Below are 12,602 nucleotides of genomic sequence, written 5' to 3' on the forward strand. Positions count from 1 at the left end.
GTCCATATGAGTTCTGACCGACAAAAACGGCTTTATATAACAGATACAACACTTCGGGATGCGCACCAGTCACTCATCGCAACCAGAATGCGAACTGAGGACATGATCCCGCTGACCCGCTCAATTGATAAGGCCGGTTTCTTCTCGGTTGAAGCATGGGGAGGGGCCACGTTTGACAGCTGTATCAGGTTTTTGAACGAAGACCCCTGGGAACGTCTGCAAAAACTCAAGGCAGAACTGAAACACACGCCAATACAGATGCTTCTGCGTGGGCAGAACCTGGTCGGATACCGGCACTATTCTGATGATGTGGTGGATCGGTTTGTTGACCTCGCCCATAAAAACGGGGTAGATATCTTCCGGGTCTTTGATGCCCTGAATGATATCAGGAACATGGAGCGCCCGATGACCAGGGTAAAGGAGACTGGTGCCCACCTTCAGGGAACCATATCATATACAACCAGTCCGGTTCACTCAGTCAGGGGATTTGTGGATCTCGCCCGTGAACTCTATGCCCGTGACTGCGACTCCATCTGTATCAAGGATATGGCCGGACTTATCATGCCGGCTGTTGCAAAAGAACTCATCATGGGCATCAAGGATGAGATGGATGTGCTCGTTAACCTCCACAGCCATTGTACGAGCGGTATTGCGCCGATGTCATATAGCGCTGCCATCGATGCAGGGGTGGATATTCTCGATACCGCCATGTCACCCTTTGCCCTTGGAACCAGCCAGCCACCTACCGAGAGTGTTGTTGCATCAGTTCAGGGAACAGCCAGGGATACCGGTATCAATCTCATGGATCTCAGAGTGATCAGGAACGAGTGCCTGAAGATTCGGAATAAATATGAGGGACTTTTCACTCCGATTGCCGAGCGGGTGGACAGCGATGTCCTCATCTACCAGCTGCCTGGTGGAATGATCACAAATCTTGTCTCCCAGCTGCAGGACCAGGATGCGCTCGATAAAATGGAAGCAGTGCTTGACGAGATCCCAAGAGTCAGACAAGACCTCGGATATCCCCCCCTGGTCACCCCGACCTCGCAGATTGTCGGAACCCAGGCAGTATTCAATGTTCTGACCGGAGGGAGGTACAAGACGATCTCAAACGAGGTCAAGGACTATGTAAAAGGGCAGTATGGAAGATCTCCCGGTCCGATATCAGATGAGATCCGAACGATCATCATCGGGGATGAGGAGGTCATCACCGTTCGGCCTGCAGACCTGCTTGCACCAATGTACGAGAAGATGAAGGCAGAAGCAACTGGTGCAGGTCTGATAAAAAAGGAAGAAGATGTCCTCACCTATATCCTCTATCCTGCCATCGCGCCCTCATTCCTGAAAGGAGAGCGGAAAGCAGAGCCGATTCCCTCCGCTGTCCAAAAGAAGGAGACCAGTCTTTCAATGCCTTCATCCATGCAGGTCGAAGTTGACGGGGAGACATTCACCGTCAGGATTCTCGCCATTGGGGATCAGCCGGTTGAAGGAAAACAGAAAGCAGCCGAACCACCAAAATCGGACATTCCAGGCGGGGTCAAGAGTAATATGCAGGGAATGGTTCTGAAGATCATGGTCGGCAGGGGTGACAAAGTAAAGGCAGGTGATACTCTGGTTGTTCTTGAAGCCATGAAGATGGAAAACCCCATCTCAAGTCCACGGGACGGAGTGGTAAAAGAGATCTTTGTCGATGCCGGAGACACCGTCCTTGCCGGTGATGTGCTCCTGGTGGTTGAATGAAATATTTCGAGAAGATACTGATCGCAAACCGTGGTGAAATCTCCATCCGTGTCATGCGTGCCTGCCGTGAGTTAGGCATTGATACGGTTGCTATCTACTCCGAAGCAGACAAGGACTCCCTTTTTGTCCATTATGCAGACGAAGCCTTTCCGGTCGGGCCGGCACCTCCTTCAAAATCATACCTGAACAAGGAACGGATCATATCAGTTGCAAAGAAGGCAGGCGCCGAAGCGATCCACCCGGGCTATGGATTTCTTGCAGAGAATGCGGAGTTTGCCAAACTCTGTACCGAAGAGGGCATCACCTTCATCGGTCCGAAATCCAAAACCATCGCCGCGATGGGATCAAAGATCCGGTCAAAGCAGACCATGAAAGGTGCCGGTGTCCCAGTTCTTCCAGGAACTGACGGAGGGATTGATGATCTTGATATGGCTGCAACGGTTGCTGACTCCATCGGATACCCGGTTATCGTCAAGGCAAGCGCGGGTGGCGGCGGTATCGGGATGCAGATCGTTCATGATCCCTCTGAAATAGAATCCGCCATCGAAGGTGCCATGCGGATCGCAGAGTCGGCATTCGGTGACCGGACAGTATTCATCGAGAAGTATCTTCAGAAACCACGGCATGTTGAAGTGCAGGTCTTCTGTGATGAACATGATAACCGCATCCATATGTTTGAACGGGAGTGCTCCATCCAGCGCCGACACCAGAAGCTCATTGAGGAGGCACCCTGTCCGGTCATGACCCCTGAGTTGCGTGAGAGGATGACCAATTCTGCGCTCCGGGTTGCCGAGGCGGTGGATTACGTCAATGCCGGCACAGTTGAGTTCCTCTATGACAATGGCGAGTATTACTTCATGGAGATGAACACCCGACTGCAGGTGGAGCATACCATCACCGAACTGGTCACCGGGATCGATATTGTGAAGGAACAGATCATTGTCGCGTCAGGAGATCCCATCGAATACGGCCAGGAGGACATTACTCTGCGCGGTCATGCAATCGAATGCCGAATCAATGCAGAGGATCCCATGAACAATTTCGCTGCAGATCCCGGCAAGATCACCAGGTACCGGTCACCAGGTGGTCCGGGGATCAGGCTGGATTCTGGTATTCATGCCGGGTATACCATCCCGCCATTCTATGACTCAATGATCTCCAAGCTCTGCGCGTGGGGAATGAGCAGGGAGTATGCCATTGCGCGGATGAGACGCGCAATTTACGAGTATGTCATCCTGGGAGTTAAGACCACTTTGCCCCTGCACCATGCCATCATTCACAACCCAGAGTTCATCGCTGGCAACACGCACACCCACTTCCTGCAGGAGGAACATATCAGCCGGACCCTTAAGCGGTACATTCAGGAAGAGGAGACCAGGATGACCCAGCTGGCAACGCCCCTTCGTGCAGACAAAAAAGTTGCCGCGATTGCTGCCGGACTTGTGGCGGTTATCGAACAGAACAAGCAGAACTGATGCGGCGAAAGGACAAGGAACTTACCGATACGGAACGGATCGAAGAGATCCTAACCGGCGCACTTTTTTGTCATGTCGCTCTGTGTGATCATGACCGGCCTTATTGTGTTCCAATGTGTCTTGCATACCATGACGGGAAGATCCTGCTTCACTCAGCAGATGCAGGAAGAAAGATCGATATCCTTCACACCAATCCACACGTGTGCATCATAGTCGAGACCGGGATCCAATGATCACCGGAGAGCGCCCATGCGAGTATGGTATGGCATATGAGAGTGTGATGATCGAAGGGACTGCATCATTTCTCAGAGGCGACGGGAAAGTCCGGGCACTGGAGCAGATAGCCATGCAGTATGCACATGAAACTGGCGCGCCGTACACAAAAGAACAGAACTCCGGTATCGCCGTGATAGAAGTTATCATCACATCCTGCACCGGCCGAAGATCAGGATCTGTTCCCTCCTGACCTGACCAGAAACACAATCTCACCACCCCATGGGCAGAACCTGATCAGGTATGGTGGCATCGGCGCTGATCGTGAACAGGTGATCTCGTTGCCGGTTATGAGCGCAGCATGATTCTCCCGGATACACCTCATGACCTCTTGTGGAGCTGATGACTGGTTCTCCCAGAGGGACCCTTCAATGATAGATCCATCGGATTTAACGACTGCATACCCGTTTATAGAATTATCAGCCCTGGAATGAATAAGGCGGGCCAGAGTTTTCCCAAGCCACCCGGACAATGCCTCAAGAAATGGGCGCTCACGAACCGGGATCTCCGGAAGGGTATGGGATCCCAGATTCAGACACCCAATAAGAATGCTGTGTTCATATAGGGGAATGAGAACATATGACAGGATTCCTTCCTTCTCCAGAAGAGTGCGAATCTTTTCTGCCGAAGGGTCAGAGACGGAAATATAGCGGGGCGCCCCGTTGTCAAACAATGTCAGGATATATTCGTTTACAACCATCTCACTGACTGCACTGATGTACTCCTCTGAAAGCCCGGCATGACAGTGGAGATGTAAAACCGGGACATCGTCGTATTTATGGAGGATGTAGAGCCCCCCGGAATCTATGCCAGGGACTTCAAGTGCTGTGCGCAATATGAGATCCAGAGCATGATGCATATCGGTCGTTGCCGCAAGTTCCCTGGCAAGATCGCGGTGTGCCTGCAGATGCTCAGAACGCCGTATCTGATCAGTAATATCACGAATCACCACCCCGATAAGATCTTCACCCACAGGGAAGGCCTTGAAAGAATAATTCCCTTCAAATAATTCAGAAAACCCCTCAAACTCGACTTCATCACCAGAACGGGCTACCTGCAGCAGGGCATCCCGCCACCGGTGATCAATATCAGGACGGAAATCAGAGAGGTTCCTTCCGATCAAATCCTTTTTCTGCCATTTAATCCGATGAACTGCAAACTGGTTCAGATCCGTGATGCAGAAATCACAAACTGTCCCGTCAGATGCATGAACCGGTGAAAAAACAACATACCCTTCGTGCATTGCATCAAAAAGCCGTCGATACCGTTGTTCATTCAGCGTCTCCCTGCGCTTTTGATGGATGAAATTATGAACATCGATAGCTGCCCCGATAAGTCCGGTTATCTCATCACGTTCATTTCTGAACGGTCGTATGTACAATTGTGTTGGGTAGGGTTTCCCCCCAAACTGAATTGAACACTCACCAGCGAAACCTTCACCAGATTCAAGAACCCGTTTTTTTATCGCATATAATTCACGCGCAGTATCCGGGGGAAAGATCTCATAATCGGTATATCCGATGATATCAGAGGTGCTTAGATTAATTGAGGGATTAACCACCCACTGATACACCATATCCGGATCCTGGCCGAAAATGGTAACCGGCGCAGCATGGACTGCCAGTTGAAACTTTTCATTAATCTGCCTTATCTCATCCTGAATCCGTTTCTCATGGGTGATATCCGTAACAACCCCTATCTCCCGGACCGGGGTTTGACTCTTGTCACGGACATAGTGGATCTTTACCCGAACCCATCTGACCTCGCCGGATGGAAGTACAATCCGGTATTCCATCCTCTTCCGGTCTCCTACTGGAACACCTGCCTGCGCTACCACCCGGTCATAATCATCCGGATGAATAGAGGAGGTCCAGGATTCGGGATCATCATACAGCTCTTTCACCGGCTTTTGATAGATCTCCTCATATGCCTGGTTCAGATACTCGATCGATCCATCACGTAAGTTTTGCACATACACAACGTCAGATATGGTCTCTGCAAGCTCCCTGAACCGGTTCTCACTCTCAACCAAATTGTCGAGGGCATGTATCCGCCCCTGGACATCTCTGGCCACACAACAACAGTACTCCCTCCCCTTGTATGGGATAAGAGTAAACCTGATCTCAACAGGCATTGGTGTTGAATCGGCTCTGACCATGCATGTCTCAAGGACAAGACTTCCCTGTTCACGTAAAGAAGAGAACAGGAGGTTCCAGTCACCAAAAGGCGGATGGGTGAGGTAGGTACTGATCCAGAGCTTATCGGTCTTCTCCGGGATAGAAAGCGCATTTCTGGCTGCTGTATTGTAATACGCGACCAGACCATCATCCGTGAACCAGAAGACCAGATCACCTACATTCCGGATGGTATGTTCATACATCCGAAGGGTCTCTTCTGTCTGTCTGCGGTCAGATATTTCATTGTATAATCGTCGGTTGATCTCACGAAGGTCCTGTGTCCTTTTCCCAAAGATCATCTCGGCTGATTCAAAGAACTGATGAAACTGTTCTCTCTGAAAGAACTGCTCGGTATGATCCTTCCCGATTGCCAGATAGTGCCATACCTCATCCTCATACGAGGCATGAAAGGTCCAGTGGTAGAGCCTGATGTCACCTGATGGATGTATGATCCGGAGATCAGTTCCGTATTCACCAGTATCTCTTGCCTGACAGAGTGCGTCATTCAGGTTTTCCTGGTCATGGACTATCATATCAAAGGGAAGAAATCCTTCGGTTCCAACAGACGGGGCTCTTGAAAATGTCCTGATAAAACCTTCATTTGCAAAGGATATCTCAAACGAAGATGAGAAATTCACAATTACCGGATCGGTCAATGCAAAGAACCGGTCAAGGAGTTTTTCACAACATACAAGGCGCTCACTGATCCCCTCCTGAGGGGCAGTCTCATGAATTATGACCGCCGCTCCGGATCTTCCTGAATCAAGCTGAACGGGAATTCCTTTGATGGTATATACAATCCGGCTGCCCCTGATGTGTTTCATAACAGTGAATGAACAGGACTGTCCCCGAAGAGAGGGGGCAATGCCATCAGATATTCCCGTGCATATCTGCTCATCAAGCATCACCGCCGGACGACCGATTAAATCCTCTTCTGATAGACCCAGCAGATCAAGCGCTGCACTATTTGCTGACCTGATTATCTTCCCTCTGTCTACTCCGAATACCGGTTCAGAGAAAAGGCGCAGAACACAGGAGAGAGGAGTTCTTCGACTGGAGTAGTAGAGTTTGGTTACACCGATCTTCCGGACCTCAGCAAGGCCCTGGCTATGAAGAATCTCAAGATACTTCGCAGCAGTGTTCCGATGAATACCAAGGTGCTCTGCAACCTCATGAATGCTGATTCCTTCCGGATTATCGGCAATCAGATCATGAACCGCATCAAATCCATCAGACAGAATGTATCACAGTCGTACTATATGCTGTGCATCAGGAAAATAAATCGTGATTCACTGTGATTATGCACAGCGTAATATTAGAGGCAGCATTATGGCCGAACTGATACCTCACCTGCAACCCATGAAAGGTACCGATCATACCCATCCTTTACCGGGAGACAGAGCACTTCAGGGATATCATAGGGATGCATGCTGACGAGAGCTGATTTGAGTTCGTCAACTTTTGCACAGGTTGTCTTGATGACAAGCAGATCTTCAGGTTCATCACAGACCGCTCCTTCCCACCGGTACACCGAACGTGCTGCAAGGATATTCACACAGGCGGCCAGGTGTTTGTCAAGGACCTGGGTTGCCAGGGTATGCGCCATACCGGGTGGAGCAGTACACAGGATAACCATAACCTGATTTTCGGTATTGTCTTGCATGATCTGACTGTTTCTCCTGAAAAGACTTGAGGAATATGGAGAGAAAATAACGATATATTTATTAGTGCAAACGGCATTCTTATAATGCACTTTGTGCTGTTGTGGCCTAGCTGGTTAGGGCGCCAGACTCATAAGTTCAAGACTGAGATATCTGGAGGTCGCGGGTTCGGATCCCGTCAACAGCATTAGAACAACTAGTTTGGATCTCTTACATCCCTTTTTTTAAGAGGCAGTTTATACCTTCAGCTATGCCCCTGACTCCTTTCGCAAGCGACAATGATCGCTTTCACCTCATGAAAAGTGACTATCCGGACCGTTCACTTTCACGCGCAATTGAGAGCGGCACCGTCACTGAGTAGGACAAAAACTCATTCTCGAATTCATCGCTGAACGGAAGAACACCAAGGGAATCAAATGCAAGCGGGTTCTCAAAATCATCTCAAGCCTGATCACCTCCAGGCGATTCATCGGACCGTATTTCCAGGACACATACTTCGATATCTATCAGGGGATTGATGGGATCGTGAACGGTGGTCCGGTAAAGGGCAGGCAATTCACCCAGAACACCAGGGTGGACCTTATCATGATTCTGAAATCCTTCGTCCTCTGGATGATCGTTAATAAGTACCTCCCCAATGTACCGGAAAAGAAGAACCGGGCGATCAAAGTCCCCCGTATAGCCCCTACCAAGGAAGCATCTGATCTCCTCTCGGTTACAGAGATCGAAGCTCTGATGAAGGCCTGCACCTTCAACCGGAACCGGGCGATGATCATGATGCTCTATGAAGGGGCATTTCGTGCCGGTGAGATCGGGGAGATGAGATGGAAGGATCTCAAGATTGACGGGACCGGTCTTGTGGTGCGTGTGACCTTCAAGACCGAAAAGCACCGGTATGTCCGGCTTGTTATGGCACGGGAACATCTCATAAATGGAAATCAGAATATCCCGGCGAGATCGTTGATGATGGATTTGTCTTCGTATCTGGCAAGATGAAACCGCTTTCTCATGCCGCAATCACCAGACTTATCCAGCGACTGGTAAAGAGGGCTCAGATCAACAAGCACATTACTCCCCGGATCGTTTCGAAGATTTGATGGATCTCCTTGAAGATATTAGTGTTAAAGTCAGGTATCATCCAATGAGAAAGAGCAAAATAACTGAGTGATTCTGAAATGAATTTTTTTATATCGTAAAAATTAAGATTATTATAAATAGAATTACAAATCTGACCCAGATTATATGGGTCTTCGCAGAGATCTGACTGGCATCATCCCTGATGATCTTCTGATCCTCCTTCCGGATGGATATGAAATTATCGGCACGATCGCTATCATCAGCATTCCTCCAGAACTAACGCTATTCAATGAACAGATTGTCACTGCACTCCGGGCAAGAAGACCTTCAATTCAGACCATATTGAATAAGACCGGGGATGTGAACGGACTATTCCGGACCTCACAATACACACCCATATTTGGTGAAAACACCATCACCGAACATCGGGAATATGGATTCAGGTACCGCCTTGATGTCAGCAAGGTCTATTTTTCATCAAAGATGGGATCAGAACGCAAGCGAATCGCGGACCTTATCAAATCGGGTGAAACTGTATTTATCCCATTTGCAGGAGTAGGACCATATGCCATCCCTGTCGCGGCACGAGGTGCTGAGGTATTGGCAATCGAGATCAATAAAAGTGCGTGTTCCTGGATGACAATCAATGCTTTAGAAAATGGAGTGTCTTCACGTCTTCACATCATCAGAGGAGATGCCATGCAGGCAAACCAGACCCTCCGCCGGAAATTCTCACGGATAATTATTCCAACACCCTATGGACTCCTGAATGGCCCGGATATATTTTTATCCATGCTTTCCGAGGGGGGAACCGTCCATTGGATTTCTTTTTCAAATTCTATGCAGATGAAAGAGATAATTGACAGGCTAACCGAGCGGGGTTATCAAGTATTGCGCTGTCATCAGTGTGGAAATGTTGCGCCATCTGTTTATCGGTGGATCCTTGATATTAAGGCAAAATGACTGTTCTTTACGAAAATTTTACAATTTTTCGTTTTTAATGGGTTCGCAGGATTGAAACAGAACGATTTGAAATCTTTTTTTTATTGTTAAGAAAGTATATAATGAAGATAAGACTAGCCTTAAATATCTCCCTATCCAACGAAAACTGAGGTTTAATATGGCATCCATCGGTTCTGGCGTAATCTTAATGGGTATCGTTGTAGTGATTGGGTCACTGTTCTGTTTCGCATATGCTGATGATGAGATCTACCCTGGTGGAATGGTAATCACCAAATTTAACAGTTCTGAAATAGGGACAATGCAGGCTGCTGAAAAGTTCAACTCATCTGAAATTGGAACTATGCAGAACTCTCAAAAGTTCAACTCGTCTGAAATAGGGACAATGCAGAACTCTCAAAAGTTCAACTCATCTGAAATTGGAACTATGCAGAACTCTCAAAAGTTCAACTCATCTGAAATTGGAACCATGCAGAACTCTCAAAAGTTCAACTCGTCTGAAATTGGAACCATGCAGAACTCTCAAAAGTTCAACTCATCTGAAATTGGAACTATGCAGAACTCAAAAAAGTTCAACTCATCTGAAATTGGAACCATGCAGAACTCTCAAAAGTTCAACTCGTCTGAAATTGGAACCATGCAGAACTCAAAAAAGTTCAACTCATCTGAAATTGGAACTATGCAGAACTCAAAAAAGTTCAACTCATCTGAAATTGGAACCATGCAGAACTCTCAAAAGTTCAACTCGTCTGAAATTGGAACTATGCAGGACGCTACCAAATTTAACAGTTCCATGATCGGTACTATGCAAAACACCGTCTCAAATATTCCTCTCCCGCCAGGAGTGACAGTTTAAATTTATTCCAATTTTTTTTATTCATTTTAGGGTAACTAAATCATTTTATTTATTATCGCATTTCATCTCTCATTTTCTTAAAAGAAAGATTATCCTTAAATATCTCTATCACAAACGATTTCTGAGGATATATTATGGCAACCCTCCGATCAGGTATACTTGCTTTGATAGTATGCGCAATAGTTGCTTCTTTGCTCAGTTTTGCATACGCAGATGATGTGATCTACCCAGGTGGGATGATCATTACAAAATTTAACAGTTCTGAGATTGGATCAATGCATCCACCTGAAAAGTTCAACAGCTCAGAGATTGCATCAATGCACACACCTGAAAAGTTCAACAGCTCAGAGATTGCATCAATGCATCCACCTGAAAAGTTCAACAGCTCAGAGATTGCATCAATGCATCCACCTGAAAAGTTCAACAGCTCAGAGATCGCATCAATGCATCCACCTGAAAAGTTCAACAGCTCAGAGATTGCATCAATGCATCCACCAGAAAAGTTCAACAGCTCAGAGATCGCATCAATGCACACACCTGAAAAGTTCAACAGCTCAGAGATCGCATCAATGCAGAAACCAAATTCAACTGTCCCCCTTCCACCAGGGGTTTCTATCTAATTTTTCCCGATCTTTGTCGCTTTGAGTGCTATTTTTTTACTTATACATCGATGAGATGATATGCAGGCTCATCATGTCCTATTTATCTTTCTTATCCTGCTTCTCCTGTTCTGCGGTTGTATTACAGATACAAATGTAACCGCTCCAGATACAGAATCAGGCACACCGGATACCCTTGCAACTCTTCAGAGTTTACTGGAATCAGATCCTGAAAACCCTGATCTCTGGTATGCAATGGCTGAGATACTAAAAGAACAAGGTGATAACGAAGGGGCAATACATGCAATCACCAGAGCCGCTGAATTCAGCCCTGGAAACAGCACAATCCTGCTTGCAAAAGCGCACCTCCACATAACGAAAGGAGAGAGAGATCAGGCAAACCGTGCCATCCTGAAAGTCCTTGATATCCTTCCCGGGAACAAAACCGCTTTAGACCTTTTATCATCCTTGCGAATGAACACAACAACTCCCCTGAACTATATCCTGGTCGAACATGATCTCCTGATCGAACCAAATAATACTTGGTCAGCCTTTAATAAAGGGCGCCTGCTTTTTGAAGAGGGGAAACACCGTGAGGCACTTGCCTGGTTCATCAAAGCTACCACCTATGATCAGAAGAACGCACCTGCCTGGTACTTCACCGGAACAACATATACCGAACTGGGAAATTATGCGCAGGCAATCGATGCTTTGCAATCGGCACTGACACTTGATCCCTCAAATGCCGGTGCCTATTATGAGATGGGCAGGGCGTATGAAAAACTGGGAAACCGCACCGCAGCCAGGAATTATTATGAAACTGCGATAAAATTAAATCCGGATAATGTATGGACACGATTTGTTTATGGAAAAAACCTGGCCATCTCTGGTGACTACGAATCTGCAATAAAGGAGCTGAAAACAAGTCTTAAAGGATCATCATGTCAGGCATCAGCCTGGTATGAACTCGCCAATGCATATTACCAGACCGGACAGTATGACCAGGCTCTTGAGGCTATCAACTCTGCACTCACCATTGACCCATATACAAAAGAATACCGGGCTTTGTACCTCTCTATACGGGCAGCACAGGATCCCGCCTCCTGGTCACTGCAAAATGTAACAAAAAGAGCTGTTGATGCACCTGAAAATGCATCGGTTTGGTTCTATCAGGGCGCGATTGCATATCATGACGGGAGGTATGCAGATGCACTCACGTACCTCACCTCTGCGGTCAGTCTGGATCCGATGAATCCGGAGGCATGGTACTACCGGGGAGTGACCCAGTATGAACTTGGCAGGTATCAGGATGCATTATGCAGCTTTGATAAAACGATACTCCTGGATCCCGGAAATGCATGGGCATATTACTACCGGGGTGATATCCTGCAGAAAGGGGGACAGTGTGAATACGCTATTGCCTATCTGAATAAGGGAATACAACTGGATCCTACTATTCCCTGGACATATTATGTGAAAGGGAACTGTTACCTGAACCAGAGCAGATATCAACTTGCTGCAGATGAATTTGACAGATCAATTGACCAGTTCCCCTGTAACCGCTGGGCATGGTTCTTTGGAGGGCAGAGTTATTACGGACTCGGAAAATTTTCCATCGCCTATGATTACTTTACAAAAGCCCTGTCATTTGATCCTGAAAATGAGGAGTTCAGAAGGTGGAAGGCACGGGCAGCTGCAGAGTCATCGTATCCGGATGAGGCAATCTATCACTACAACCAGACCCTCCCGTTCTCAACCGGTGCCTGTGGCATCATGTAACCTTT

Annotated in this window: 11 protein-coding genes and 1 tRNA gene; 10 read left to right on the forward strand and 2 right to left on the reverse strand. The window is 47.6% G+C overall.

What is annotated here, in order from left to right; translation table 11 throughout:
* Nucleotides 1-6: 6 nt before the first annotated feature.
* The 4 genes from MHUN_RS16635 to MHUN_RS17975 are packed head-to-tail and all read left to right on the forward strand — an operon-like array spanning nucleotide 7 to nucleotide 3,681.
* Nucleotides 7-1,740 (forward strand): pyruvate/oxaloacetate carboxyltransferase, encoded by a 1,734-nt coding sequence (locus tag MHUN_RS16635; protein WP_011450116.1) that lies wholly within the window; start codon nucleotides 7-9, stop codon nucleotides 1,738-1,740.
* Complete coding sequence (locus tag MHUN_RS16640) at nucleotides 1,737-3,215, forward strand: acetyl-CoA carboxylase biotin carboxylase subunit (RefSeq protein WP_011450117.1); 1,479 nt, start codon at nucleotides 1,737-1,739, stop codon at nucleotides 3,213-3,215. Before MHUN_RS16635 ends, MHUN_RS16640 begins: the two co-directional genes overlap by 4 nt.
* Nucleotides 3,215-3,448 (forward strand): pyridoxamine 5'-phosphate oxidase family protein, encoded by a 234-nt coding sequence (locus MHUN_RS17970; protein ID WP_011450118.1) that lies wholly within the window; start codon nucleotides 3,215-3,217, stop codon nucleotides 3,446-3,448. Before MHUN_RS16640 ends, MHUN_RS17970 begins: the two co-directional genes overlap by 1 nt.
* Nucleotides 3,418-3,681, forward strand: coding sequence for a hypothetical protein (locus tag MHUN_RS17975; RefSeq protein WP_204222992.1), 264 nt, complete (start codon nucleotides 3,418-3,420; stop codon nucleotides 3,679-3,681). The genes MHUN_RS17970 and MHUN_RS17975 overlap by 31 nt, the downstream gene beginning before the upstream one ends.
* Here the strand turns inward: MHUN_RS17975 and MHUN_RS16650 are convergent.
* Nucleotides 3,661-6,906 (reverse strand): PAS domain-containing protein, encoded by a 3,246-nt coding sequence (locus MHUN_RS16650; RefSeq protein ID WP_338040863.1) that lies wholly within the window; start codon nucleotides 6,904-6,906, stop codon nucleotides 3,661-3,663. The genes MHUN_RS17975 and MHUN_RS16650 overlap by 21 nt on opposite strands.
* Nucleotides 6,907-6,992: 86 nt before the next feature.
* Nucleotides 6,993-7,328 carry a divalent-cation tolerance protein CutA gene (cutA, locus tag MHUN_RS16660; RefSeq protein ID WP_011450121.1) on the reverse strand — a complete coding sequence of 112 codons (336 nt, stop codon included), beginning with the start codon at nucleotides 7,326-7,328 and terminating at the stop codon, nucleotides 6,993-6,995.
* Between the two features lie 95 nt (nucleotides 7,329-7,423).
* On the opposite strand from cutA, the gene MHUN_RS16665 reads away from it, so the two are divergent.
* From MHUN_RS16665 to MHUN_RS16690, 6 genes are all read left to right on the forward strand, one after another.
* Nucleotides 7,424-7,513, forward strand: a tRNA-Met gene (locus MHUN_RS16665).
* A gap of 338 nt (nucleotides 7,514-7,851) precedes the next feature.
* On the forward strand, nucleotides 7,852-8,322 hold the full coding sequence (locus tag MHUN_RS16670; protein ID WP_011450122.1) for a tyrosine-type recombinase/integrase: 471 nt from the start codon (nucleotides 7,852-7,854) through the stop codon (nucleotides 8,320-8,322).
* A gap of 246 nt (nucleotides 8,323-8,568) precedes the next feature.
* Nucleotides 8,569-9,366: a class I SAM-dependent methyltransferase gene (locus MHUN_RS16675; RefSeq protein ID WP_011450123.1), complete on the forward strand. Its 798-nt coding sequence runs from the start codon at nucleotides 8,569-8,571 to the stop codon at nucleotides 9,364-9,366.
* 157 nt (nucleotides 9,367-9,523) lie between these two features.
* Nucleotides 9,524-10,219: a hypothetical protein gene (locus MHUN_RS16680; RefSeq protein ID WP_011450124.1), complete on the forward strand. Its 696-nt coding sequence runs from the start codon at nucleotides 9,524-9,526 to the stop codon at nucleotides 10,217-10,219.
* Between the two features lie 134 nt (nucleotides 10,220-10,353).
* Nucleotides 10,354-10,839, forward strand: a complete 486-nt coding sequence (locus MHUN_RS16685) for a hypothetical protein (RefSeq protein WP_011450125.1) — start codon at nucleotides 10,354-10,356, stop codon at nucleotides 10,837-10,839.
* Nucleotides 10,840-10,899: 60 nt separating this feature from the next.
* Nucleotides 10,900-12,597, forward strand: coding sequence for a tetratricopeptide repeat protein (locus MHUN_RS16690; protein WP_011450126.1), 1,698 nt, complete (start codon nucleotides 10,900-10,902; stop codon nucleotides 12,595-12,597).
* Nucleotides 12,598-12,602 lie beyond the last annotated feature (5 nt).

It is taken from the genome of Methanospirillum hungatei JF-1, from assembly GCF_000013445.1.
Taxonomy (GTDB): domain Archaea; phylum Halobacteriota; class Methanomicrobia; order Methanomicrobiales; family Methanospirillaceae; genus Methanospirillum; species Methanospirillum hungatei.

What these genes read in the sequence shown, in the direction of transcription:
- MHUN_RS16635 (WP_011450116.1), top strand. Translation starts at nt 7, where the DNA reads ATGAGTTCTGACCGACAAAAACGGCTTTATATAACAGATACAACACTT.
- MHUN_RS16640 (WP_011450117.1), top strand. Translation starts at nt 1,737, where the DNA reads ATGAAATATTTCGAGAAGATACTGATCGCAAACCGTGGTGAAATCTCC.
- MHUN_RS17970 (WP_011450118.1), top strand. Translation starts at nt 3,215, where the DNA reads ATGCGGCGAAAGGACAAGGAACTTACCGATACGGAACGGATCGAAGAG.
- cutA (WP_011450121.1), bottom strand. Translation starts at nt 7,328, where the DNA reads ATGCAAGACAATACCGAAAATCAGGTTATGGTTATCCTGTGTACTGCT.
- MHUN_RS16675 (WP_011450123.1), top strand. Translation starts at nt 8,569, where the DNA reads ATGGGTCTTCGCAGAGATCTGACTGGCATCATCCCTGATGATCTTCTG.
- MHUN_RS16680 (WP_011450124.1), top strand. Translation starts at nt 9,524, where the DNA reads ATGGCATCCATCGGTTCTGGCGTAATCTTAATGGGTATCGTTGTAGTG.
- MHUN_RS16685 (WP_011450125.1), top strand. Translation starts at nt 10,354, where the DNA reads ATGGCAACCCTCCGATCAGGTATACTTGCTTTGATAGTATGCGCAATA.
- MHUN_RS16690 (WP_011450126.1), top strand. Translation starts at nt 10,900, where the DNA reads ATGCAGGCTCATCATGTCCTATTTATCTTTCTTATCCTGCTTCTCCTG.